We start from the raw sequence: 25,571 nt of genomic DNA, 5'->3' as shown, positions 1-25,571 counted from the left end.
TTACATTGCAATTGCGTATGCTCAGAAACGTTATCGCTGCTTGATGACTGTCTGCCGTACTGCGAGATCGGTATCAAGAGACCGGTACTGCAGTACTGACTTGTTGATCAGCGCGAAGTTATCCGCACCCTTCGGATCGCGTAGCGAGAAGTCGCACGAATTGCCCTCGTTGGTGAAAGCCACCATCTGCACATGCTCATGATCGTCCACGCCATTCAGATACTCGTGCATCGACGCCATGAGACGGAACTCGCCGTTGTTAAAGAGATTCATCGGCAGATGGAAGTGCGCCGTGTGATGTCCGCGCTTCGCAAGATCGAAGCTGTCTCCGTACGAGACGCCTCCACGGCGGATATCGTGCAGGGCGAGGGCCACGTAGAAGTCCTTGTCCCCGCGGTAGTCGTACTCCACTTCGAAGTCGAAGCCGTCGTCGATGGTACACACCGGTTCCTTGCTGGGTCGAACGGCCAACAGCGGCACCGTCTCGTTCAGGCCGGTTGGGTACGAGCCGTCGGAACGCTGTCCGGCATCCGCCGCTTTGCCCTCGCGCTTCAAGTTCTCCAGCGTGTACCGATCCGCCACGTCGTTCTTGTTGCCGCTGACGATGATCTCGCCGTCCTTGATGAGGATGGCCTTGTTGCAGTATTTCTTGACCGCATCCATCGAGTGGGTGACCAGGATGACGGTTTTGGTGGGGTCCTTGCGGATCTCGGCGAAGAAGTTGTCGCACTTGCGCTGGAACGCCTCGTCGCCCACGGCGAGCACCTCGTCGAGGACCAGAATGTCGCCCTGCGCCTTGATCGCGACGGAGAACGCGAGTCGCACCTGCATGCCGGACGAGTAGTTCTTGAGCTTCTGGTCCATGAAGTCGCCGAGCTCCGCGAAATCGACGATGTCGTCATACATCGCGTCGATCTCCTCGCGGCTGAAGCCGAGAAGCGCGCCGTTGAGGTACACGTTCTCGCGGCCGGTCAGCTCCGGGTTGAAACCGACGCCCAACTCGATGAACGGCACGAGCTTGCCCGTGACCGTCACATGGCCCTTCTCCGGCATGTAGATCTGGGAGATGATCTTGAGCAGCGTGGACTTGCCGGAACCGTTGCGTCCGACGATGCCGAAGAAATCGCCCTGATGCACCTCGAAGTTGATGTCGCGCAGCACCTGCTGCTCGGTGTAGCCCTTGATGCCGCGCGTCCAGTTGAGGAACGCCATCTTGAGCCCCGTGGCCTGTTCGGTGGGCAGACGGAACGACTTGGCGACGTGCTCGACCTTGAGCACGACCGGACGGTCGTCATTGGAGTCGTTGGTGTTCTCGACTTCGGTCACGCTGGTCTTATCCGTCACGTTCGAGGTCTCCTTCTTCTCGATTGCGGAATCACCCATATCACAGCACCTCCGCGAACTTCGCGCTGTACTTGCGGAACACGTGGATGCCGGCCCACAGCACGATCACGGACAGCACGTACGGCAGCAGGCACAGCCAGCGGTTGTCGATCATCGTCCAGATCGTCGGCACGTACTCCGGCGAGAGCAGGTTGTGGCGGATGTCCATGATCGTCTGCGTGGTGGGCATCAGCATGAGCAGGTCCGCGGCCCAGCTGAACTCGGGGTTCTTCTGGACCATCGAGATCGGGTAGATGATAGGGGTCGCGTAGAACATCGCCTGCAACAGGACCTCCCAGATGTGCCCGATATCACGGAAGTACACGTACAGGGAGCCGAGCAGCAGCGCCACACCAAGGGAGATCGCGTACAGCTGGATGATGCTGGGAATGACCAACAGCACGCGCCACGTGTAGTGGGCGTGCGCGAACGTGCCGAACAGGATCACGACGCACAGGTTGATCGCCAGCGAGATCATCGAACCCATCGTCGTCGACGCGACGATGATGTAGTTCGGGAAGTGGATCTTGCGCAGCAGATCGCCGCGGTCGACGATCGCGCGCATGCCCATGCTCGTCGATTCGGAGAAGAACTGCCACAGGCAGGTGCCGCACAGCAGGGAGATCGGGAACGTGGGCGTACCGTCGGAGAACTTGAGGAACTTGACGAACACCACGTACATGACGGCGAACAGCATCAGCGGCTGCAGCACCGACCACAGGACTCCCAGGAAGGAGCCCTGGTAGCGCAGCTTGAAGTTGGTCTTCACCAGCTCCTTGAACACGATCAGCGCGTAGTGGTACCTCTGCTGGAGACTCTTGACTAGGTTCTTCACAAGCGTCCTATCCTATCTCATGCGTATCTCATGCGAAACTTTCGGGGACGGATCCGCCGCCGGTCGCTCGGCACTCCCATATATTCTAAAGTGTTAGTCGTATTTGTCGAAGTAAGACGGAGTACTACACATGGCTCTTACAGCGCAGTCTTCCAAGCCGCAGCAGCCGGCCCGCATCAAGCTGTTCGTGTCGGCGCACAAGCCGGCGGCCGTGCCGGACGGCGCGAGCATCGTGCCGATCCAGGTTGGGGCGGCCAACGCGCCGAGGCTGTTCGAGGACATGCTGCACGACGATGAGGGCGAGAACATCTCCGAGAAGAACCCGATGTACTGCGAGCTCACCGCCCAGTACTGGGCGTGGAAGAACGCCGACGCCGACTACTACGGCTTCTGCCACTACCGCCGCTACTTCGACTTCACCGAGCTCGAGCACCAGCAGAACGACTACGGCGAGATCATGGACGGGTACATCGACGATCTGGCGATCGCCGAGTATGGTCTGGACGACTACAGCATCGCCCGCGAGGTGAACGGCTGGGACGTGATCACCTCGCCTCTCAACGATGTGCGCGCGTTCGGCGGATTCGCCAATCTCAAGGATCATTGGGACGGCGACGCGCACCTGCACCTCAAGGATCTGCGCCACATGTACGACATCCTGTGCGCACGTCACCCGGAGTACCGCGAGGATGCGGATGCAGTGCTGAACGGCCACAAGGCGTGCTTCTGCAACATGTTCATCATGAGGAAGGCGATCTTCAACGAGTACTGCGAGTGGCTGTTCCCACTGCTCGACGAGTTCACGGAGGAGTGGGACCATTCGCTGGCGGACGTGCAGACGCTGCGCACGCCGGGGCATCTCGCGGAGCGACTGCTCAACATCTTCATCGCGCATCACCAGCGTGTCTCCGGTCCGGAGCACGGCTGGAGGATCAAGCAGCTGCAGTGCGTCCACTTCACGCACCCGGAGCCGGTCGGCTCTCTGGAGCCGCTGGACCGCAATCCGCGCGATGTCGTGCCGGTGATCTTCGCGGCGGACGACAACTACGTGCCGATGCTCACCACCACGATCTACTCGATGCTTGCGAATGCGAACCCGGAGCGCTTCTACGACGTGATCGTGCTGGAGCGTGACATCTCCGAGCAGAACAAGCAGAACATCACGCAGTTCCTCGCCGAGTTCCCCAACGCGGAGATCCGCTTCTACGATGTGAGCCGGGCGATGGCCGGATACGAGCTGACCACAAGCAACGCGCACATCAGCGTGGAGACCTACTACCGGTTCATCATCCAGGACGCGCTGCCGTTCTACTCGAAGATCCTGTACCTCGACTCCGATCTCGTGGTCAACGCGGACATCGCCGAACTGTACGACACCCCGCTCGGCGACTGTGCGCTCGGCGCAGTGCGCGACCTCGACTTCCTCGGCAACCTCAACATGAAGGACGGCAAACGCTTGGAGTACGTGGATTCCAAGCTGCATATGAAGCAGCCGTTCGACTACTTCCAGGCGGGCGTGCTGGTGATGAACCTCGATCGCATGCGGGACATCCACACGGTGCCCGAATGGCTGGATATCGCGTCGCGCCCCGGCTTCATCTACAACGACCAGGACATCCTCAACATGGAGTGCGAGGGCGACGTGACGTACCTGCCGTACGACTGGAACGTCATGCACGACTGCGCCGGCCGCGTGCACGGCGTGTTCGACTTCGCGCCGGCCGCTGTGTATCAGGCGTATCTGGAGTCTCGCAAGCACCCGAAGATCGTGCATTATGCGGGCTTCGACAAGCCGTGGAAGAACCCGTGGTGCGATTTCGGCCCGCTGTACTGGAGCTACGCGCGCAAGACCCCGTTCTCGCTGCAGACGATGGCCGTGCTCGCGGACGTGAAGCGCCCGAAGCCCGCGGTGCACCACGAGCGCGCGATCGCCGAGGACAGCCCGATCAGAAAGTATGCGGACGCGATCGCACCGAGCGGGTCCAAGCAGAGGGAACTGCTCAAGGTGGTGGCTCGGAAGCTGCAGGGGAAGAAGTGATTCGTGGTATTTGACGCTGAGCATAAGAGCTTTGGCAATATGGTTGCAGGGCAGAAGACAACATCGCTGCATCGTGTCGCGGCATATGATATGGCGCGAGGCATGGGAATTATATTTGTGGTCATCGGCCATACTTTGCCAATGGACACTTATGGTAGAGCTCTCATATACTCTTTTCATATGCCGCTCTTTTTCATTATTAGTGGCGCTGTTATGAGACGAGAACGGCTCTCTGGCTCATTGTGGGATAGAATTTGTGCGTCTCTGCATAGTGAGAGAAAGCTGTTTGCAAATTATATTTTTTATTCATTGTGCTTCTTGGTCTATGACTTAATAGTGCGTTATTTCTACTTACGGCAGATGGGGAAGCGCGATCTTGTATGGGATGTTTATCAAACTCTTGTTCTGTATGGTATCAACGTACTGTGGTTTTTGGTCACTCTGGTAGTTGCAAAAGCAGTAACTTCTATACTGGCTTCATATGTTCAATCAGAGCTGTATCTAGTTGGCATTGCCATACTTATGTATATGGTTTTCGCGTTTGTGGGTAACTATGTAACTGCAAGAGTGCAGCCATTCAGTGTGATGAAGGTAATTTATTATCCGCTGACTGCCTGTATTGAAATACTTACTATGACTCCGTTTGTGCTTTTGGGATACGTGGCTCATGTATATCTGCCTGCGGTCATAGATCGTTTTAAGTTCTTGTTGCCATTATTGATTGTGCCCAATGTAATATGGTGTTTTGCTTTTGGTGCAGTGGATTATCATATGCTCAGAGCGAGCTTCCCGCCACTTTCTTTATTGCTAGCTATTACTGGCACCATGGCTGTATTTGGGATTGGTGTAATTGTTCATAATATTCCATTGATTAGTGACATTCTGAATTGGTCTTCTCGTAATTCATTATTTATTATGGTGACACATGAGTATCTTCTTATAGGATACTTCATTATTGAACCGATTCTTTACCGATTTAATATAGGGGATAATGCCTTATATATTGCCATACATGTGATCTTGCTGATGGTTATCGAGGTTCCCCTGTGTCATTATTTTAAGCCGATGGCGGATAAGTGCATTGGGCGAATGCTTGACTTGACCAGCAGATGTGGACGGCATTCTCGTTTTTCTGATGAGGAGGTTGCTGGCTTTCGCCAGTATTGATTATCATTCTCAGAGTATTCCAAGAATTCACCCAAATATCCCCAAGGTGCCCCATAGGTGTCGTTCAGGCGACGGATACGATTCCTAACGTGAGCCTCGTACTGAAATCAGAGGTACGAAAGGACCAATCATGGGGAAGCACAATGGTCTGAAGGCGGCAGTGGCCGCCTTCGCCGCGGTGGCCACGCTCGCGGGTGTCGCGGGCACGGCGACTGCCGCGGAAGGTAAGGACGTCGCGGCTCTGTCCGTCCACGGCGGTGCGCAGCGCATCGCCGCCGTCGGCTCGAAGAACGCTAAGAACGTGATCCTGTTCATCGGCGACGGCATGGGTGATTCCGAGATCACCGTCGCCCGCAACTACCTGCACGGCCTCAACGGCAAGTTCGAGGGCATCGACCGCCTCGGCCAGCCCACGCAGGGTGTCGAGACCGGTGTCGGCCAGTACACCACCTTCTCGCTGGGCAACAGCTCCAACGATGGCCTGCTGGCCAAGAAGTCCGACGGTACGCTCGCCGGCTCCAAGACCGCGGGCGTCCTGACCCCGGTCACCGACTCCTCCGCGTCCGGCTCCGGCTGGGCCACCGGCACCAAGACCTACAACAACGCCGTCGACATCGACGTCAAGGGCAACCCGCAGCTCAACCTCATCGAGCTCGCCAAGGCCGCCGGCAAGGCCACGGGCAACGTGACCACCGCCGAGATCCAGGACGCCACCCCGGCCGTCCTCGAATCCCACTCCTCCGAGCGCGCCTGCTACGGCCCGCAGGGTAAGTGGGACGGCAAGACCGACACCAACAAGGATGGCAAGATCGACGCCTCCGACGGTGCCGCTGAAGCCGCCAAGCGTTGCCTCGCCGACCAGCTCAAGGCCAACGGCGGCATCGGTTCCATCTCCGAGCAGCTGCTCGACACCCGCGCCGACGTGACCATCGGCGGTGGCGCCAAGTACTTCAACCAGTTCGGCCTCGACGGCAAGACCCTGTGGGATCAGGCCGCGGCCCGTGGCTTCCAGACCGTCAAGTCCGGTGACGTGAACGGCTTCAAGAACCTCTCCTCCGCCGACCAGACCAAGCCGGTCCTCGCCCTGCTCGGCGACGGCAACCTGCCGACCGAGTTCAACCCGTCCGTCGCCACCAAGCAGGACCCGAAGAAGGACGAGAACCCGACCGTCTGCACCGTCAACCAGAAGTGGCTCGGCAACCAGGGCGCGTCCCTCGCCGACTTCACCAGCAAGTCGATCGACCTGCTGCAGAAGAACCCGAACGGCCAGAAGAACGGCTACTTCCTGCAGGTCGAGGGTGCCTCGATCGACAAGCAGGACCACAACGCCAACGCCTGCGGCCAGATCGGTGAGACCGACGACCTCGACAAGGCCATCTCCGCGGCCCTCGCCAAGGTCGACCTGAGCAACACACTCGTCATCGTCACCGCCGACCACGCCCACACCTCCCAGATCGTCGAGTCCCAGCCGATCTACGCCCTCAGCACCGTGCTCAAGAACCGTGACGGTTCCAAGACCGTCATCTCCTACGGCACCTCCGAGGACGACCTCTACGGCAACGGCAAGGACACCTCCAACGACGTCGAAGGCAAGGCCGATCCGAGCGACGCTCAGGGCAACATGAGCCACACCGGCACTCAGCTACGCATCGCCGCCTCCGGCCCGAACGCCTCCCGCGTCGACGGCCTGACCGACCAGACCGACAACTTCTACACCATCGGCAACGCGCTCGGCCTCGCCACCAGCACCGACGCCCAGAAGAAGCTGTCCGACGGCGCTCAGGTGAGCGTCGAGGGCAAGGACGGTGCCTACACCGCCAAGGCCACCGGTTTCAACGGTGACGCGGTTCTCGCCTACCAGCTGACCGACGCCTCCGGCAAGGTCGTCGACCAGTCCGCCTCCAGCACTCCGCTCTCCGGCGTGCGCGTCCAGACCGCCGGCACCACCGAGATCGCGCTGAAGAACGCGAAGGAAGGCTACAAGCTCACCGTCACCGGCCGCCAGTCCGGCAAGACCGTGACCGTGACCCTCGGCGAGGGCGGCGAGACGCCTACCCCGGGTCAGCCGGAGCAGCCGACTGAGGGTAAGGTTCCGGTCTACCGTCTGCACAAGGGCAGCCAGCGTCTGCTCACTGCCGACGAAAACGAGTACAAGGTTCTGCAGGCCAACGGCTGGATTGGTGAGGGCGCTGTCTTCGATGGTGTTCCGACCGACACGAAGGATGCGACCAAGGTCTACCGTCTGCGCAAGGGCACGGTGTTCCTGTACACGGCTGATGAGAATGAGTACAAGTTCCAGCAGAGCCATGGCTGGACTGGTGAAGATGTTGCCTTTGCTCTGCCGGCTGACGGTACCCTGTCTGTATACCGTCTGCGCAAGGATGGCAACTTCCTCTACACGTCCGACGAGAATGAGTACAAGGTTCTGCAGAACAACGGCTGGACTGGTGAGAGTGTTGCCTTCAAGGCATATGATCCTGCCGAGTGACTATCAGCCGCTGTCTGAGGCGATAATTGGATAAATTAGTCAGACAGGTGGGTGCCGGAGGCGAGTTCCCCGGCACCCACCTTCCTTTATTGGTTGTATGAGAGCATCCGAATAATGCGATGTACGTCCACCGACTATAGTGGCTCAAGTATTTGTTGAGAGCCGAGACTGTAGGTGATGGCTATATGGGTGGAAGTGCATCCTCTCGAATGACGCATGTCGTATGTGCGGTACTGGCCGTGATGGCAATGTTTGCTACTGCCGTAATGCCGGTGCGGGCACTGGCTGATTCCGTGGTGCCGGAAAGCGCTGCTGTGTCTCTTCGGGAGACCGACCGCAACATCGGAGCTGCCTCGAATGATCAGGAATCGAGTACCGAGGCCGAGGAAGACAAGTCTGCTGCGACGGGTGCCGAGGATGTTCCATCCACTAATGAGCTGAACTCGGAATCAGACAAGAAAGCCGGTGCCAATGATGGAAACTCTGTCGATAGCACGACAGGTGCTACGAACACAGGTACTGAAGCCAGCGCCGGCACAAGCGACGATAATAGTGATTCGACGACTTCGGATGGGAATGCAGATTCCGATAAATCTGACGCGGCACCGGTCACTCCGTCGACCGGCACCACGGTAGTCAATGGGAACATCGTTACTCACGCGGACGTTCCCTATATGGCTCCGTGGAGCGCGGAACAGACACAGAAACTGGATGTCTACAATGCGGCGGATACCTCGACGGCAGCAGGCAGCAAGGGGCAGCCGGTTGTCGTCTTCATCCACGGCGGCGCATGGATCCACGGCGATAAGTCGTTCCTTTCCGAACGCATGCCGCTGGTGAATACACTGCTGCAGAGCGGCTATGTCGTCGCATCCATCAACTATCGACTTGCCGCGGAATCCCCTTGGCCGGCTCAGATCAATGACTGCAACTCCGCCGTGCGCTTCCTGCGTGAGCACGCTACGGAATACGGCATCGATCCGGATCGTATCGCCGTATTCGGAGAATCCGCTGGCGCGCATCTGGCGATGATGATGGGCGTGACCAACGGGAGTCGCCAGTTCGTCAACACTCAGGATGGCAACAAGGCAGCCGTATCCAGCGATGTTCAGGCGGTCATCAGCGGCTTCGGCATCTCAGATGTCGACGACTGGGGCAAGCTCTCGGGAGATGACGTCTCCACTGCCGTATATGCGAAGAATCTGCTGTTCGGAGTGACGGAGGGGAAGCAGTACACCGAAGCGCAGGCCAAGGAGGCGAGTCCTCTGACATACGTGAGCGCCAAGGCAGCCCCGATGTTGCTGGTCCACGGACAGAATGATAGGACCGTGTCCTACCGTCAGACGGTGATGATGGAACAGGCTCTTGAGCAGGCTGGCGCCAAGAACGTGTCTACGTGGTATCCGGAGTATGGGCCGCATGGCTTTACCGATGTGTTCTGCGAGAACGTCACGGCTCAGCAGCGCTACCTCGATTTCCTCTCAAAGGTGTTCCCACAGTCGCAACAGGGAGACAGTACGCACACTATTGAAACGGTTCCCGTATACCGTTTCTATCAGTCCACTCATCGCACGCATCTATTCTCTGCACAGGCCAATGAGACCACGGTGCTCGGTCAGGATTGGACCGGCTGGCTTAAAGAGGGAATCGTATTCCGAGTGCTGCCTGATGCGGAATCTGGACCGACTCAGGATTCGGGCGAGGCCTCGAACAAGGATGCTATTTCCTTGGGGACTTCTTCGTCGAACGGGATCTCCGCAGACAAGACGGGTGTCTCTGCTGCTCAGCCTTCAACCGTGACCATCAGTCGTATGCATAATACGAGTACTGATGACTACATCTATACAGGGAATACGGATGAGATTAATGTGCTGAGGCGCAATGGATGGGTGGAGGAATCAGTGTACCGCACTATTACTACTGGCGGAATCTCCATTCATCGTCTGTATGATGTACGCACGAACCGCCACATGCTGGTCAGCAATGACACGGAAAAGCGAGGGTTGATTGCACACGGTTGGCGTGATGAAGGTATTGCATTTCATGCTTATGCTGTTGATCAGCTCTCAGTATCGCGCTAATGCCAGTGAAGATGACTGATAACTGGTAGAAGAGTGTGGCCAGAACCAAGATGCGCATCACATAATTGTCGTTATGTGATGCGCATCTTGGTTCTGGCCACGTATGTGATGACTGTAGATCGTGGTCCAGTTCTTGTTGCTTATACGTGACAGGCAGGTTTAGCTGATGGGGCCGTCCGGGTACACTAGGAGTTATAAGGATTGAAGTCTTGTTCCGTCGTGGGGGTGTACGGCGGGTGCTCGGAGAGGGAAGAAGACTATGATCGGATATCATGGGAGGCATTCCAGCAAGGCGAGGGGAAGCGGGGCTCTCTCCGTGCGAGGTCGTCATGCGGCGCGCGCTTCAGCCGGCTTCGGCTGGCAGGTTTCTCCGACGCCTATGTCACTGTCTCTGCAATATGGCAGAGGACGCGCAAAGCCCGTTGTGATCGTTACTTCGGCGCTGGCTGCGATCGCTGTATGCGCGGTTCCCGTCGCTGCGCAGGCGTACGAGGGGCAGTCGCTGCGGCAACAGTATGATCGCGCGCTTGTTGAAGCTCAGGATTCACGGGCAACATTGGCACACGCTACGGGGTATGCGGCATCCGTCTCCTACTCGACGGAAGAACTTCCTGTGAGCATGGCCATCATGGTCAGCTCTCTGCAATCCCAACTCGCCAAGGCTGACGCGCTCGAGAACAGGGATGCTGGGAGCTTGAGTAACCCATCGGCTGATGGTAATGAGGGGATATCCCGGACGGTTGCGGCGCTTGACCGGGAATCGCGCGACCAGAACGGTACCGCGCAAGCGATCGTGCAGATTGTGAATGATCTCGGGCAGTATCGCGACCTTAAGCAGACGGCTGACGCTTGTAAAGCGCTCGATTCTGCTTTGTCTGCTGCTCAAGCAGCGATCGATGCTCCCAACTGGCGAACCGGCGATGCACAGGTGAAGAATGCGCTCGACGCGCTGTCCAAGGAAGTGAATGCTGCAGGTGCTGTCGACCGTCACGATCCGGCGGCGATGCAGCAGGCGACTACTGCCCTGACGAATGATATGAGATCGTTGACCGAAGCGATCGCCACATACGATGCTGCGTCTAATGCGGCTGCCGCTTCCGCAGCGGGTGATCGGAACCCTGCCGGTGAATCCTCATCGTTGTCGAAGCGGCGATCCGGTCAATCCGCCTCCGTTCGGACTGCCGAGGGGTACACGCTGGCGGGCGACTGTTACACGGCCGCCGAATGCCAGGCGAGCATCGATGTCGCCGGACGTAATCAGTTGCATGCACTGCACACGCCAAAGGGATCCACGTATTACGAGATCCACAACGATCATGGCGGTTCGTCCACATGGGGCAAAAACGCTGTGACCATCAATGGAGTCACTCACAACCTTGGTCAGTGGAAGCCTGCGCGCTACAACTCTGCAGGGCAGCCGATCGAGGAGTCCGAGCAAGGCACATACTTCCAAACCTGCGACGCCAACGGCAAGGTCTGGTTTGCGCCTATGGAATGACAGAGGCACCGGTTGCCTTTTGTTTCGGGGGACGGGACGACAGCCACTTACAGTTTTCTGAGACAAATGTGAGTCGAAGAGACCTTGGATTCGTTCCGCTAGGAAGAAAGAGGTTCAATTCAACGCATCATGCTGTTGCTCTGGTCAATGGTGCTGTTGATGACGGTGCCGGAGATGATGTTGATCGCCGGACGGGAAGCTTGCGAAGGATACAACGCTACCAAGCAATTGCATTAGCCTCTTCTGCACCCGGTCCTCACCTTGATCTGCGGCCCTTTCATACCACTCTATAAGCCTTCGCTTTGTCGCGCCATACCCGTGCTCATAGAGATGGCCAAGGAAAAACTGCCAGTTTCTGTCACCCAATCGGCCGACTGATGACCCGCTCCCAATCGAACACACAATATCCGCGTATTTCGCGACCGTCCCCCGATCGACATGCAGCCGCAACGCTATCTCCGCGCGGGACAACCCCTGCCGGTCGAGTCTCCTGATATCTTGTTGAATGGGCATCGGTATCGCCATGATCCTTTCCTTCCCGGAGCGCCGGCCGGCGGCAACCGGCCGGATCGAATCGACTCGCAACCCGGGAACATACAGGCGGCGGCACCGATGCCTCTCACATCACCAGGAAAAACCATGAGCTTACATTGCAATTTCTTGTCTGAAACCGTACAGGATAACGTTCCTCTCACGCACACACGCAATGAAGTCTCGGCGAAGACGCTGGGGCATAGCTACTCTCCACATAGAGTGACAAAAACTCCGACTTTACATGCCTAAGATATAAGAACTCCATTGCTGAAGCTTCTGTTTAAAATTGCTTTGACCGGATTGGCCATACATGCATAAAATATGATCTGGATCTTTATTATAGAGAATACAGATGATGCAACGTACAGCACGTTGTATGGCTCGAGGTGATATTTCGTTTACCAACTCGTCGGTAAACGATAATCCGTGAGATAAAGCATTAATTACATCAAGACTACTAGAGAATGCTTGTTTCGCGGTGTCTCTAGTGATTCCATATATATTTTCGATATAAGCAATCTGTTTTTTATTGGCAGTTACATTTTCGATTTGATAATGAGTTCGAGCGTGTGATTCAATTATAAAACGCATCTTATTTGCATATTGAATGGCACAAGGAACAGAATTTACCTTACCAGATGGCACCTCAATGAAGTTAAATAATTCTTTAAGAGTTGATCGATAATAATCGCTATAATTATTAATCTCATCTGGATTTAATTTATCTACCTCACTGTCCCCAGAAACACTTTTTGTAACAAGAAGCATGCAGATATTCTTTGAAGATCGATATCGGTAGATTAAGTTATGGAAATCCAAAGATGAGTGAGTGAAAATAAATAATTGAACATCGTTGTCTTTGCATACCTGGTCTATAAGGCCGATTAAAACCTCGGTGAGAATAAAGCGATTATCGGCGTCTAGGCTCGTAATTGGATCATCGATAACTATAACTTTTAGCTCAGATCGGAAAACTGGCTTGCCATTGCTAATTGACTCAAATAAAGAATAATAATAATGCAAGAAGGCAAGTAGTCGCATCTCGCCTTCACTTAGATCGGCGGCCTTAATTATGTTTCCATCTTCAGATATTACATCATATTGATCTTTCTGATCAGATGGTTCAAGGTGAAATGTTGCACCTAGAGAAGCAAGCGAATCATTAGCTAATTTGGCGAATGCGGCAGTTGTGTTCTTTTCACTCTTTAAATGTTCGAGAGCTGTTTTTTCTTCAGCGCAGCGCGATGTCAGTGCTTTAATATTGGTTTTTTGAGAATTAATAGAACTTAGCAACTGTAGGACACTATCATCTTTCGACAGCTCTTTTCCAATCCAACTTTTTGCTTCAGATTCGCGAAGATTAAATATTTTATCTATTTCCTCTATTCTTTTGCTTCGTTCTTGCCTCTCTTTCAATATTAATGTATTTATATTTTCAAGAATTATTACAATATCGTCATTTGCCTCAATATAATTATTGGCGTGCTTTTCCTTCTCTTCAATTTTTGATAGTATGTAACTATATTGATTATTAAATAGTTCCTTTAATTTATTATTTGAAATTTGGACTGAGTCGATTTTTTCTTTGATGTCATATAAAGTCTTTTTGATTTTTGAGAGCCTTGTAAGCATATCTGCATGCTCGCTGTCAATTCTCAATTGGATTTCTTTGAATACTATAATTGTGTTAAACTTATTGCCGCAAAATAGGCATGCTTCCTCTTCTTTGGAGCTATCGTGTAATTGTAGGCCATCTCGGAGCCAGCAAACTATATCGTCTGATATTTCTTTATCGGGTATTGGTATTTGACGTTCCAATAAAAGAGGAAGCCCTTCTATTAAAGATCGGTCTTCTTCACAGCTTACTAATTTTAAGTGTTGTATTATGGTGTCGTTGTCTTTCTTTTCATGTGCCAATTCCCTGATGTCCGTATCGTTAGAGGATAGCATTTTATCGCTTATGTCTTTTTGCCACATTTCATAGGCTGATTCAGGCTTCGAATCTGCAAAGGGTTTTTGTTTTATCCTATTTGTCTGGAATCTTCTTTTACCTTCTTGAAGTACCTTGTCTAGTTTTGTATATAGTAAATTCCTATCGTTCGCAATTGCTTTATTTGCTATTTCGAGTTGCAACTTAATTCTATTTATTTCTTCTTCTTTTTTAGATATCTCATCTTCATGTTGAATTTGTTTGCCAATTTGAATTGCTACTCCAGATATTTCATCTACTGCTTGTATATTATTTTGGACATATTCTGTATTGAACAGACATGTTTGTTCGTTGTAATTCTGATATATCCATCCTGCTAGAGATGACTTCCCGCTTCCATTAGGGCCGAATAATATGTTTACAGATTCAAGTTGTTCATTACTGGTATAGTTTTTAAATGATTTATTTGTTACGTTTGCAAAATGATCGATATGCATGATTTGTCCTTTATTTATTATTCAACGAATGCCACTAGCTTTTGCATCACTAGTAGAGCGTCTTCCATCCAACTGTATAGTTCATCACGATGCTCTGCGTCAAAGTCGGCTTTGCGGGTGACCGTTACTTGTCGACTCTTCTTGTCATTGTCGGCGTCGTCCCACGTTATGACTCCGTCTAATGGGTCCATCATCGCTTCAACTTTTTCACGATGAATCAGTAGTTTGTTGTATATATCCTGTGCATTTTTGAAATACAGCTTGACGCCTACAGTGCCATGCCGTCTGCTCAGGAGTGCTTCCGGGTGATACTTGATCTGTCCTACACCAAACGAAGCCCAGTTACCGGTGTTGCGTGAGCGGTCTGACTGATCTCCGTAGATTTCTGCGAAATCATCGCGTTCGGAACAGTGGTTGAAGAATCCATCCCAGAAATCAGCGCGGAAATCGCTGCTCTGTTCCTCTGATGCATCTGAATCCAAGTATTCGTTTCGGATGTCAGCGAGTGTTTTGTTTTCGTGTATCCAAAAAGTCCATCCGTTCGCTGTGGTGCGTGGCGAGCCGGCTCTCTTGAGCACACGCACTGCAGCATCAGATGGGCTGGCGGACGTATCGTTGTCGGACCCGTCGCTATCTAGACGAATCGTGAACTTGCTCGTGATGATCGCCTTTGCGGGATACTTCGAAGACTGGCTGGTCAGCTCGTCCCCGGGATTGAGCAGTCCGGCTCTGCAAAGCGTAGACAGGGTAACCTTCTTCGTTCTCAGCGACTTCACTTGGGTAGTTTCGTTCCGATACCTAGCGATGATATCCGCAGGCAGAAATGGTCTTGGCCAGATCGCGAGCGCGTCCTTGGCAAGTCGTTCACCGCGTTGTGCGATAGTGTTGAAGTCCCAACGATCGATGCGGCGGAGTTCGGCCGAAATGGTAAGATAGTCGTTGTTGTAACCACCGATGGCGCGCTTCTTTTTCTGCTCAAAGGTAGCGTCCTTGAGTTCCGAGTTGTATGCGGTCAATGTCAGGTTACCAAGTCGGCTTACATGCGCGTTGAATTCCTCTTCAGAAGGATTGTCGAGCATGTCGCACCACTCGGTGTGAGCCAGTGCGTTCTGCGGCATGATGTGCTCAATGGTATAGACACCAGTGCCAAAATCGATCGGGTCCTTCGGGTGGTGGAAATTCTCCAAGGAAGACAGCAGGTATCTGGCGCGGAACCGGTAATAGCAGTCACGCTCAGTCAGCGCTGTGCGGAACTCCTCGTCGGATGGCATGCGCAACCTGCCGGATTCACCCAACAGCGTGGCCTCGAACGCCTCGCGATAATTGAATTCGCTAGGAACAGCGGATTCACGCAGATCATTGAGACGCTTGATAACAGTGGGGAAAAAGGTGTTCAAGCCGTTCGATGCCATTTCGCACGTCATTCTGCGGAACACGTAGCTTATCAACGTCCGAAGCATGGATGTAAAATCATCATGACTGAATAGTTTTTGCCGATAGTCCTCATACATCATCATGATGAGTGGATTTGCCACACTGACTTTGAGGTCGGCTATCTCGTTGAATGCTTTTCTGAGTCCCGGGTCGGACTCTGTGCCGCCAGCGATACGCGAATAGTATCCGGCGTAACGGCGGATCGAATCCAGCAGTTTCTTCATGCAATCCGGCTCGGCATACCCGTTGCCTTCAGCATACTGCTTGAACACGCGATAGACGTCACCCGATACCAATTTGGAGGGGGCAAACAGCATGGACAGCCAGTCGTGCAGGAAATCGTCGAAGATTCGATCGTAGGAATCGACCCCCAAGGCTTCCTCGATTTTGCGCCAGTGATGTTCATAGAGGTCGGCCTGCTCATCCTGCCGTTGTCCCATGAGCACGTAGTTGCGCACGAGATCGGCGGTTGAAAGATCCTTACCGGTGGAGTTCATCGACTCGAAAATGAGTTGTGGATCGTCCTGTCCTTGAGTGAGTGATATGGAAACTACCCACAAGCACTGAAGGCCGTGCCAGACCGCATTGGGGTCACTGATGTTTGCCAGCCGCTCACGGAACCAATTGAGGTTACCGATCAGCCGGTGGTCCTCATCGTCGATACTATCGTTCCTTCCCTCTAAGTGATCGATGATGGACCTGAGTATGCCTCGATCGCCTTGCGAAAGCGTGAGGCGGTAATGATCATCGCCTTTCTTGTGCTTATTTACTAAGTAGCTGTCGTCTATGATCTCCTCATAGGAAAAATCAAGATTTTCGTCGTCGCTGTGTCTATGGGCATACTCGGCGAGCGCGACAAGCATCAGTGTAAGCGTGGTAACACGCTGTTGCCCGTCGATGATCAGCGCCGGCGTGATACCTGATGCGCGCATGACACCGTCTTGGATCCATACAATGGAACCAATGAAGTGCTTGTGAGCATGATCAGGGTCTTGTTCGGCGGCGCGTCCAACGGTAAGAACATCCTCCCACAACTGGGCACACTGCTCCTCCTCCCATGAATATGGCCGTTGATACACCGGTATGACGAACCTCATCCCCGTACCTGTGATCAATTTTGTCAACTGTATGGCTTCGGCGTTCATGTGTGCCTCTCTCGTTGAAGTTAAAACGCAGTCTGCTCTTAACCAATCATAGAGTGTGGCTTACTGAAGCGCGTCTTCCTGATTCAAAGAATGGCGGTAATTGTCCGTGATCAGAATCTTGTTAGTTCGCGGAGTCTCGCTTATGGACTATTCCGGGGGTGTCGGTATGTGCGGCCAAGTCGTTGGCGGTCCCCACGCCGTAGTCGACGGGGTGCGATCTCCATGACTGACGCATCTCCTTCTTGCAAACCCGGCAGGCATCTGCCGGTCCATCCGAACAAGGAGGAATGCTATGAGTAACCGTCGGACTGGTCGTCATACCGCCAACAAGCATGGTCGCCGCGCTGGTAAAAGCTGTGATCAGCGTGTCAATGTCATCGAGGTGTGGCGTATCGTAAGCATTATCGAGGCTGTACTCAAGCTGATTGGATCGGTCTCTGGTCTGTGATGACCTGACCTCTGCGACGCGTTTCTGTACGTGTCAGAGAACGCCATCAAGCGCCGGAAGTTCATTGCATCCAGATCGCTTTTGCGGAATTCCCAAGGCGATGGGTGTGAACGAACTTCCGGCGCTTGATAGGGGGAGAATCTCTTCCGTCAGCCTTTGACTGATCCGGCGACGAGGCCGGAGACGATCCATTTCTGGCAGAACACGAAGAAGATGAGCACGGGCAGCAGGGCGAGCACGGTGATGGTCATGAAGCTCGGCCAATCGGTCGAGAACTGGCCCACCGCGTTGTACACCTGCAGCACGATCGTCCTCAGGTCCGAGGAGGACAGGAACACGTTCGCGTTCATGAAGTCGTTCCACGTACCCATCGTCTGGAACACGACCACGGTCGTCAGGATCGGGCGGATCAGCGGCATCACGATGTTCCAGAAGATGCGCAGCGGACCCGCGCCGTCGATGCGCGCCGCCTCGATCAGCTCGAACGGCAGGGAACGCATGTAGCCCACGGTCAGGAAGTAGCAGAACACCGCGCCGCCCAGGTAGATGATCACCAGACCGGCGAGCGTGTTGACCAGACCGGCCTGCGCCTCCATGCGGTACAAGGGGATCAGCGTGGACTGGGCCGGCACCACGAACGCGACCATCAGGATCGCGCCCACGCCGGCCGTGAACACCGACTTGCGCAGGATCATGCCGTACGCGGCCAGGGCGCCCACGATCACCTGGATCGCCACGCCGAAGAACGTGACGATCAGCGTGTTGACCAGGGAACGCACGATCGGCACGGTCTCGAACGCCTTGGCGTAGTTCGCGAACGTCCACTCCTTCGGCAGGCCCAGCGGGTTGGCGGCCATGTCGGGGATCGTCTTGAACGTGTTGATCAGGATGTACCACAGCGGCACCGCGCAGACCAGCGCGACCACGATCATCACCACGCTGGTGACCGCCGAGCCGATGCGCCTGCGGGTGGTGAAGTTCATGCCGCCCGACTTCTCGGTCGTCTTGTCGGTTGCGTTGCTCATCACTGGAACCTCCTCGAGATCAGGTTCGAAACGCCCATCTGCAGGAACACCACCACGCCCGTGGCGATGAAGAACAGCACCGCCAGCGCGGATCCGATGCCGTACTGGGACTGCCCGATGCCCTGCTGGATGATCGACTGGGTCACCGTGTACGTCGAATAGCCCGGACCGCCCTTGGTCATCGTGAACGGCAGGTCGTACACCTTCAGGCCACCGCTCATCAGCAGGAACGTGGAGGTCACGATGCCGGGCATCAATTGGGGCAGGGTGATGTGCACGAACTGCTGGAACCTGTTGGCGCCGTCCACGGTGGCCTGCTCGTACAGGTCCGCCGGGATCGCCTGCAGGAACGCGAGGTACAGGGTCGCGTGCCAGCCGATCTGGGCCCAGATCGCGATGAAGATCACGCAGAACTGGGCGAGCTTCGAATTGCTCAGCCACGGGACCGGGTCCACGCCGAAGATCGACAGCACGCTGTTGACCACGCCGGTCTTCATCGGGGAGAAGATGTACTTCCATACCATGCCCATGATCGCCAGCGACGGCACCGAGAAGAAGAAGAACAGCGAGCGCACGAAATTACGTCCGATGAACTTGCGGTTCAACACCACGGCCAGCGGGATCGCGATCACGGTCACACCAACCATCACCACGATCGCGTACAGGATCGTGAACCCGAGACCCTGCAGGGTCGACGAGTCGGAGAACACCTTCCTGTAATTATCCAGACCGACCCAGTTCATATCCATGCTGTAGCCGTTGAAATCAGTGAACGAGAACATCAGCGTCTGCACCAACGGCACCAGGAACAGCACCACGAACACAGCCAGAATCGGCAACAAAAACCAGAACGACGTCAGATCGTCACGCAGACCCTTCATCCTGCGACGCTTGCGATACGCCCGTTCATCCAGCGGCGGCAGGTTCTTCACCACCGCAATCGACTCACTCATGAACATCCTCCTTGCCCAATCAAGTCCATATGAAGTCATGTCGATATCGAAGATTCCCGGATTATTGTCCGGAAAGAAAGAGAAAGAAAAGAAAGCAGAATGGGCCGGTCTTATGGGCATCAGCGTTGAGCTACCGGGCCGGCCCATCCTTGACGGTTACTGAGCCGAGGACATCTTCTCGTCGAGGTTCTTGGCGTACTGTGCAGGGGTGATCTGGCCTTGAACCAGCTGCTGGTTCTGCGCCTTCAGCTCGCTCTTGAGCACGTCGGGCTTGGAGTAGTAGTTGGTGTGCAGGTAGTACTTGCCGGTCTGGATGTTCTGCTCGAACACCTGCTTGTACTGATCCATGACCGTGCCCTGATAATCGGTGACGGTGACCGCGTCTCCAGCCTTGTTGTGCGTATCGAGTGCCCACTTGCTGGACATGAAGGTCAGGAACTTTTCGGCGGCCTTGAGCTTGTCGCCATCGAGCTTGGAGTAGATGGCCCAACCCGGTGAGGCAGAGCCCTGCACCCACTGCTCATAGTCGTCGCCGAGCTTCGGCATCGGAGCGAATCCCCAGTTCATGCCGGACTGTTCGTAGGTGGAGAACGCCCATGCGCCGTCGACGATCATCGCAACCTGTCCGGTGGTGAACTGAGTACGCATATCATCACCGCCGATGCCGACCGTGTCGCGGGTTACTCCGCCCTCGTCATATAGGCGCGCGTACGCCTTGACGGCATCCAGCTCATCCGTACCGGGCTTCTGAGGGTTCTCGTTGATCAGCGTGGTCGGGTCGATGTTCTTCTTGGTGAGAATGGAACCTTGGAAGGCGTCGATGAAGCGGCTCGGTTCGTCCGCGTTCGGTTCGAGCAGCGGTTCGATGCCGGCTGCCTTGAGCTTCTTGCACAGCGTGAGGAAATCGTCCCAGTTCGCCGGAGGTTCGTCGTATCCGACCTGCTTGAGCAGGTCCTTGTTGTAGGAGACGCCCGAGGCCCAGGAGATGATGGACATGCCGTAGACCTTGCCGTCGCGGGCGAGGAAGTCCTTGTTGGCCTGCGAGATGTTCTTCATGAACGGCTCGTCGGTGAGGTCCTTGGCATAGCCGTTGTCGATGAGATCGTCACGATTCTCGGAGGTGATGATGAACACGTCCGGTGCCTGATTGCCGACCAGACGGGTCTGCAGAGTGGACAGATACTCACTGGTGGGCGGCGAGTAGCTGAAATCGATCTTGATATCCGGGTTCTCCTTCTCGAACTCATCGATGTACGGCTTCGACGTCTGCTCGTTGTCCCAGCTCAGGTAGCTGAGCGTGATCTTGCCGGCGTCGTTCGTGCCGCCGCCACATGCCGCGAGCGGAACCAGCATCGCCGCCGAACAGGTCAGAGCCAGCGCCCTTGCAGCCCAAGTCTTCTTTGACATCACAATCTCCTTCGTTTGGTGTCATGCGGGTGGATGCGTCGGCGACCACCCTGTCTCCTGCAAGATCAATTCGTTAAACCGATTTGATTCATGCGATTACTTTTATAGCACGTTCTGTAAAACGAGTCAAATCGCTTGAAATGATTGGAATATGAGGAGTTTGTGTCCGTCTTTCGACGGATACTTGGGTAAAAAGAGTTAAACGTGTTTAACGAATTCGTGCCGAAGACTCACGCACGACCACCTCGTAGCCGACGGTGACGTGTTTCGGCATCGCAGGCGCGCCATGCCGGCCTTCATTGATGCGTCGGCACAGGATGCTTACGGATTGACGCGCGATCTCGTCGATGTTCACCGCAATGGTGCTGAGTGACGGGGTCACGTATTCTCCCGCGTGCACGCCGTCGAACCCGATCACCGCCACATCATCGGGAACTCGGATGCCGTGCTCACGCAGAGCGCGTAGCACTCCGAATGCCACGGCGTCGGTCATGCAGAACAGGCCGTCGAATGTGAACCGTCCCTCGCTGATTGTTTTGGAAACCGCCTTGTATGCATCGTCCGTATCCCAGTCATCCAAGGAAACGACCGCCGATTCGGCCAGTTTGAGGCCATGACGTTCAAACGCGCGCAGACATCCGATCAGGCGACGATCAACGACGCGCATGGACCGCAGCGCTTGGTCGAATGGGCGGAATTCCGCGCCAACCAGACCAATGTTTTGGCATCCCATGTCGAACAGATGGGTTACGGCAGCTTCGGCGCCGTCTTCGCAAGGAGTGAACACGGAGTCGAACGGCCCCTGATACGACTGATCGTCGAGCAGCACCACCGGCTTTCCCTTGCTGAGCTCCATGATCTCGGCGTTGCTGAGGCCGCCGGCGCTTAAGATCACGCCATCGCAGAACTGATTGGCCACCTTTTCGAGAATGCTCTTCTCGTGGCCGATCTTGCCCGTGGAGATCTGCTGGGCCACGGCCTGTACTCCGTGCTCCAGCGCGGCATTCGAGATACCTGCAAGCAATTGCGAATAGAAAGGCCTATCCAGCTGAAACACCGCAGCCTCGATGACGCCAGTGCGCCCTGACCGCAGGCTCTTGGCAGTGGCGTTGACCGAATAGTTCATGCGGTTGGCGATATCCCTGATCCGCTGTGCCGTTTCGGGCTTGATTCTCGGATCCCCGCGCAGTGCAAACGATACGGATGCGGGGGAGACGCCGGCCGCCTTCGCGACATCGCGCATGGTCACTTTCATCACCGGTCTCCTTCCCGTTGGTTGTTTACGGTAGCTGCGTTAGGCTGAAGCTGGAGCGGGCGTGTTTTTCTTGTTAAACGCCCGTTTTGACAAGCTGAGTCTAGCATGGCATACTGCAACTGACAGTTAAATCGGTTTAATGACTAATATCCATTAGAGGGAACCGGCGAGGTAGCCGGCTCCCCGAACCTATGTCGAAGGAGCATATCGTGGCTATTCCAAGCATGTCCGACCGTCGATCCCCATTCCCATCCCCCTCCCCGGTCCGAATCACTGCTCCGGGCGATCGCTTCGTCTTTGGCGGCGACTGGAATCCTGAGCAATGGGACGAATCCGAGTGGGAATCGGATATCGTCAAGCTTGAGCGTGCCGGCATCAACGAGGCCACGATTAATGTGTTCTCATGGGCGCTGATTCAACCTGATGAACATCATTACGACTTCTCCATGCTCGACCGCATCATCAACCTGCTGATCGAACACGATTTCGGTTTCGTGCTCGCCACCTCCACAGGTGCGCTTCCCGCATGGATCGCCCGGCAATATCCCGATACCACCCGTACCGATTACGAGGGACGTCATCACCTATTCGGAGTGCGCCACAACGCATGCCCGAACTCCCCAAATTTCCTGCGATTGTCGGCATCGCTGGCGGGCAATTTGGCCAGACGCTACGGCTCGAACGGCCATCTCATCGCATGGCACGTCTCCAACGAACTGGGAGGTACTTGCTACTGCGACAACTGCGCTGAGGCTTTTCGCGCATGGCTCCGGCGGCGGTATGGCACGATCGAAGCCGTAGACCGCGCGTGGAATGCGAATTTCTGGAGTCACACCTACACTGACTTCGACCAGATCCTGCCGCCTAGCGCCATCAGCGACGGGATCGCCGGAGGCAAGGCTACGCTGTCCGGATGCGATATCGACTATCGCCGATTCCAGTCGGATTCCCTCCTCGCCACCTATACCAACGAGCGGGACGCCATCCGCAAGTTCGACTCCATCCATCCCATCACCACCAATCTCATGGACACCTACGAGGGAGCGGACTACTTCCGCTGGGGTAAGGAGATGGACGTGATCAGCTGGGACGACTACCCGTTCCCGCACACCACCGTATCCGACAATGCGTTCAAGCACGATCTGATGCGCGGAGTCGGTGAGGGCAAGCCGTTCATGCTTATGGAATCAACCCCCAATCAGACCAACTGGCAGGAATGCAATGTTCTGCGCGAACCTGGCAAAATGCGTTCGGAGAGCTATCAGGCGATCGCTCATGGCGCCGACACCATCCAGTATTTCCAGCTTCGTCAGTCCCGAGGCGGATTCGAGAAGTATCACGGCGCGGTGATCAGTCATGGCGGCCGCGAGGATGAACGCGTCTACAACGAGGTACGGGAGCTTGGCCGTGAGCTGAGCGCGTATGGACGGTCGTTCATGGGAGGCCTGATCAATGCGCCGGTGGCGTTGATGTTCGATTGGGACTCCTACTGGTCGACGGAGAACATCTCCCTGCTGCCTGAAGGATTCGACTATCCGGATCAGGTACGACGCTGGTACGCGCCGTTCCATAGGCGCAACATCATGGTGGATGTGGTGTCCGAAGACATCGCTCCGGGGGAACTGGCGCGCTATAAGGTGCTGGTGGTTCCCGCGATGGTGATGGTGAAGCCCGGGGTGGCGGAGAGAATCGAGGAATTCGTGCGGGCTGGCGGCACGTTCCTGACCACGATCATGTCCGGCATGCATGACGAGCATGACAACGTCATTCTTGGCGGATATCCGGGTGCATTCCGCGACGTATGCGGCATGCGTGTCGAGGAGCTGGACATGTATCAGGTGGGACGTGATGTACGAGCGGTGTTTGCGGCGGGAGTGGAATCCGGAGCGCTAGAGGGCGACGAGACGGGACATGCTATTGAATCGGCGATCTCCCTGACGGGCGGCATACTCAAGCTTGATGGAGGAGCCCGTGCGCTGGCCGTATACGGCGGAGATGCGTTCTACCGTGGTACGCCGGTCGTGACCGTCAACGATTTCGGTGCTGGTACGGCGTATTTCGCCGGTGCCGTGCTGGATGAGATCGGTACGGACAAGGTGGTCGAATCCGTGATCCAACAAGCTGGAGTCACGACTATCGCCTCTCCTGAATCGGTGGAGGTGACGTCTCGGTACTATCCCGATCGCGGCGAGGAGCTCGTCTTCATACTCAATCATGCGAACACTCCGGTTACTTGGGCGGACGCCCCGGTCCGAGGATCGAAGTCGCTGTTCGACGGGACTGTACTGGGTGAGGATCTGGAACTCGAGCCATATGGCGTCATCGTGGCGGTTCGCCGCCTGCAGTGAGTCACCCCGGCATCGCTAGTTTCATTCGCTGTATATCGTCTGTACAACCCATACAACGGACAGCACCATTACACGGCTAGCGCAAGTGAAAGAGACGCCTTGGTGACCGTTCATCAGTGGCAATACGAAGGGGTGGCGTGGCATGTGAGCGATTCGTCGAACATACCCGTATACCGCTTATATAACACTGCCAATGGTGAACATCTGTGGACAACCAATCCGCTGGAATATCAGGTGCTTGGCGGCACTGCATCCGATCCGGCTAACAGAGCCAAGGCCGCGGATGCGCTGGCCGGTCTGAAAACCAATGACACGCTCGCGCCGGGTTACGTCCGCACGGCATTCGGCGACGGATGGGTCGACGTGGACGGTAACGGGTGCGGCACTCGCGACGATATCCTCTCCCGCGACCTGACCAACCCCACCAAGCTGGACACCTGCCGCATCGGTTCGGGCGTGCTGCACGATCCGTACGCCGGCAGCACCATCTCGTTCACGCGCGGTTCGGATGATGACAATGATGGCGGCGTGCAGATCGACCATGTGGTCGCCCTGTCGAACGCGTGGAAGACCGGCGCGAACGCGTGGTCCAGCGAACAGCGGATCAAGTACGCGAACGACCCGTACGTGCTGCTCGCGGTCGACGATCAAGCCAATCAGGGCAAGCGCGACTATGCGGCCGACAAGTGGCTGCCTGCGAACACGGGTTACCGCTGTAACTACGTGGCCCGTCAGATCGGTATCAAGGCGAAGTACTCGCTCAACGTGACCAACGCCGAGCGTGCCGCGATGAGCCAGATGCTGGCCTCCTGCCCGGCGCAGACCGTGCCCGCAGAGTCGGACACCGCGATTCCGCCGGTCTCCAAGCCGTCGCCCTCGCCGGCGCCGTCGCCCAACCCCTCGCCCTCGCCGTCTCCCTCGCCGAATCTTGCCCCCAGTCCGAAGCCCAACGTCCAGAACGGCATCACCCCCGGTGCGTTCTGCTCACCCGAAGGTGCAAAGGGCATCGGCAAGAAGAACGGCGTCACCTACACCTGCAAGAGGGACAACGCCGGACGTCTTCGCTGGCGGCGGTAACGTCATGTCGTGGGATTAATGAATGGGT

At 55.6% G+C, this 25,571-nt stretch carries 16 protein-coding genes and 1 pseudogene; 8 read left to right on the top strand and 9 right to left on the bottom strand.

Going from position 1 to position 25,571, the window contains the following annotated elements; genetic code table 11:
• Window positions 1-30: 30 nt before the first annotated feature.
• Together BW11_RS10550 and BW11_RS10545 are read right to left on the bottom strand one after the other, a co-directional pair.
• On the bottom strand, window positions 31-1,383 hold the full coding sequence (locus BW11_RS10550; RefSeq protein ID WP_140445694.1) for an ABC transporter ATP-binding protein: 1,353 nt from the start codon (window positions 1,381-1,383) through the stop codon (window positions 31-33).
• Window position 1,384: 1 nt separating this feature from the next.
• The gene (locus BW11_RS10545) at window positions 1,385-2,218 is read right to left on the bottom strand and encodes an ABC transporter permease (RefSeq protein ID WP_107044638.1); all 834 of its coding nucleotides are present in this window, start codon (window positions 2,216-2,218) and stop codon (window positions 1,385-1,387) included.
• A 130-nt stretch (window positions 2,219-2,348) separates the two neighbouring features.
• On the opposite strand from BW11_RS10545, the gene BW11_RS10540 reads away from it, so the two are divergent.
• From BW11_RS10540 to BW11_RS10520, 5 genes are all read left to right on the top strand, one after another.
• Window positions 2,349-4,256 carry a DUF4422 domain-containing protein gene (locus BW11_RS10540; protein ID WP_140445695.1) on the top strand — a complete coding sequence of 636 codons (1,908 nt, stop codon included), beginning with the start codon at window positions 2,349-2,351 and terminating at the stop codon, window positions 4,254-4,256.
• 3 nt (window positions 4,257-4,259) lie between these two features.
• Window positions 4,260-5,423 (top strand): acyltransferase family protein, encoded by a 1,164-nt coding sequence (locus BW11_RS10535; RefSeq protein WP_140445696.1) that lies wholly within the window; start codon window positions 4,260-4,262, stop codon window positions 5,421-5,423.
• A gap of 130 nt (window positions 5,424-5,553) precedes the next feature.
• Window positions 5,554-7,911: an alkaline phosphatase gene (gene phoA / locus BW11_RS10530; RefSeq protein WP_140445697.1), complete on the top strand. Its 2,358-nt coding sequence runs from the start codon at window positions 5,554-5,556 to the stop codon at window positions 7,909-7,911.
• Window positions 7,912-8,096: 185 nt separating this feature from the next.
• Window positions 8,097-9,992, top strand: a complete 1,896-nt coding sequence (locus tag BW11_RS10525) for an alpha/beta hydrolase fold domain-containing protein (protein ID WP_140445698.1) — start codon at window positions 8,097-8,099, stop codon at window positions 9,990-9,992.
• Between the two features lie 379 nt (window positions 9,993-10,371).
• Window positions 10,372-11,490 (top strand): hypothetical protein, encoded by a 1,119-nt coding sequence (locus BW11_RS10520; protein WP_219846762.1) that lies wholly within the window; start codon window positions 10,372-10,374, stop codon window positions 11,488-11,490.
• Window positions 11,491-11,634: 144 nt separating this feature from the next.
• Here BW11_RS10520 and BW11_RS10515 read toward each other — a convergent pair whose 3' ends face one another.
• The 7 genes from BW11_RS10515 to BW11_RS10485 all read right to left on the bottom strand — a co-directional run bounded on the left by BW11_RS10515 (window position 11,635) and on the right by BW11_RS10485 (window position 22,118).
• The gene (locus BW11_RS10515; protein WP_140445700.1) at window positions 11,635-12,015 is read right to left on the bottom strand and encodes a sel1 repeat family protein; all 381 of its coding nucleotides are present in this window, start codon (window positions 12,013-12,015) and stop codon (window positions 11,635-11,637) included.
• A 246-nt stretch (window positions 12,016-12,261) separates the two neighbouring features.
• Window positions 12,262-14,451, bottom strand: coding sequence for an AAA family ATPase (locus BW11_RS10510; RefSeq protein WP_140445701.1), 2,190 nt, complete (start codon window positions 14,449-14,451; stop codon window positions 12,262-12,264).
• A gap of 17 nt (window positions 14,452-14,468) precedes the next feature.
• Window positions 14,469-17,030, bottom strand: coding sequence for a DUF4268 domain-containing protein (locus tag BW11_RS10505; RefSeq protein ID WP_140445702.1), 2,562 nt, complete (start codon window positions 17,028-17,030; stop codon window positions 14,469-14,471).
• A 597-nt stretch (window positions 17,031-17,627) separates the two neighbouring features.
• Window positions 17,628-18,461 (bottom strand): carbohydrate ABC transporter permease, encoded by an 834-nt coding sequence (locus tag BW11_RS10500; RefSeq protein ID WP_181162605.1) that lies wholly within the window; start codon window positions 18,459-18,461, stop codon window positions 17,628-17,630.
• Window positions 18,462-18,502: 41 nt separating this feature from the next.
• On the bottom strand, window positions 18,503-19,456 hold the full coding sequence (locus BW11_RS10495) for a carbohydrate ABC transporter permease (RefSeq protein WP_140445704.1): 954 nt from the start codon (window positions 19,454-19,456) through the stop codon (window positions 18,503-18,505).
• A gap of 156 nt (window positions 19,457-19,612) precedes the next feature.
• Entirely contained in the window at window positions 19,613-20,863 is a 1,251-nt protein-coding gene (locus tag BW11_RS10490) for an ABC transporter substrate-binding protein (RefSeq protein ID WP_140445705.1), read from the bottom strand.
• 208 nt (window positions 20,864-21,071) lie between these two features.
• Window positions 21,072-22,118, bottom strand: coding sequence for a LacI family DNA-binding transcriptional regulator (locus BW11_RS10485; protein ID WP_140445706.1), 1,047 nt, complete (start codon window positions 22,116-22,118; stop codon window positions 21,072-21,074).
• A 191-nt stretch (window positions 22,119-22,309) separates the two neighbouring features.
• Between BW11_RS10485 and BW11_RS10480 the strand changes: the two genes are divergently transcribed.
• The 3 genes and pseudogenes from BW11_RS10480 (at window position 22,310) to BW11_RS10475 (ending at window position 25,543) form a co-directional block, all read left to right on the top strand.
• Window positions 22,310-24,466, top strand: a complete 2,157-nt coding sequence (locus BW11_RS10480; protein ID WP_258184670.1) for a beta-galactosidase — start codon at window positions 22,310-22,312, stop codon at window positions 24,464-24,466.
• A gap of 39 nt (window positions 24,467-24,505) precedes the next feature.
• A pseudogene (locus BW11_RS12090) lies at window positions 24,506-24,697 on the top strand (hypothetical protein); the annotation flags it as partial.
• A gap of 3 nt (window positions 24,698-24,700) precedes the next feature.
• The gene (locus BW11_RS10475) at window positions 24,701-25,543 is read left to right on the top strand and encodes an HNH endonuclease family protein (protein ID WP_258184671.1); all 843 of its coding nucleotides are present in this window, start codon (window positions 24,701-24,703) and stop codon (window positions 25,541-25,543) included.
• The last annotated feature ends 28 nt before the right edge of the window (window positions 25,544-25,571 follow it).

The sequence above is a fragment of the Bifidobacterium sp. UTCIF-38 genome (genome assembly GCF_006454495.1).
GTDB lineage: Bacteria > Actinomycetota > Actinomycetes > Actinomycetales > Bifidobacteriaceae > Bifidobacterium > Bifidobacterium callitrichos.
Note: the sequence above shows the minus strand (reverse complement) of the source record. Positions and strands in the feature narration are given on the sequence as shown.

Bases quoted from the DNA above. Each gene is read 5' to 3' on its own strand.
- BW11_RS10540 (WP_140445695.1), top strand. From the start codon at position 2,349: ATGGCTCTTACAGCGCAGTCTTCCAAGCCGCAGCAGCCGGCCCGCATC.
- BW11_RS10490 (WP_140445705.1), bottom strand. From the start codon at position 20,863: ATGTCAAAGAAGACTTGGGCTGCAAGGGCGCTGGCTCTGACCTGTTCG.
- BW11_RS10550 (WP_140445694.1), bottom strand. From the start codon at position 1,383: ATGGGTGATTCCGCAATCGAGAAGAAGGAGACCTCGAACGTGACGGAT.
- BW11_RS10510 (WP_140445701.1), bottom strand. From the start codon at position 14,451: ATGCATATCGATCATTTTGCAAACGTAACAAATAAATCATTTAAAAAC.
- BW11_RS10480 (WP_258184670.1), top strand. From the start codon at position 22,310: ATGTCGAAGGAGCATATCGTGGCTATTCCAAGCATGTCCGACCGTCGA.
- BW11_RS10515 (WP_140445700.1), bottom strand. From the start codon at position 12,015: ATGGCGATACCGATGCCCATTCAACAAGATATCAGGAGACTCGACCGG.
- BW11_RS10525 (WP_140445698.1), top strand. From the start codon at position 8,097: ATGGGTGGAAGTGCATCCTCTCGAATGACGCATGTCGTATGTGCGGTA.
- BW11_RS10485 (WP_140445706.1), bottom strand. From the start codon at position 22,118: ATGAAAGTGACCATGCGCGATGTCGCGAAGGCGGCCGGCGTCTCCCCC.
- BW11_RS10520 (WP_219846762.1), top strand. From the start codon at position 10,372: ATGTCACTGTCTCTGCAATATGGCAGAGGACGCGCAAAGCCCGTTGTG.
- BW11_RS10505 (WP_140445702.1), bottom strand. From the start codon at position 17,030: ATGAACGCCGAAGCCATACAGTTGACAAAATTGATCACAGGTACGGGG.
- BW11_RS10500 (WP_181162605.1), bottom strand. From the start codon at position 18,461: ATGAACTTCACCACCCGCAGGCGCATCGGCTCGGCGGTCACCAGCGTG.
- phoA (WP_140445697.1), top strand. From the start codon at position 5,554: ATGGGGAAGCACAATGGTCTGAAGGCGGCAGTGGCCGCCTTCGCCGCG.
- BW11_RS10495 (WP_140445704.1), bottom strand. From the start codon at position 19,456: ATGAGTGAGTCGATTGCGGTGGTGAAGAACCTGCCGCCGCTGGATGAA.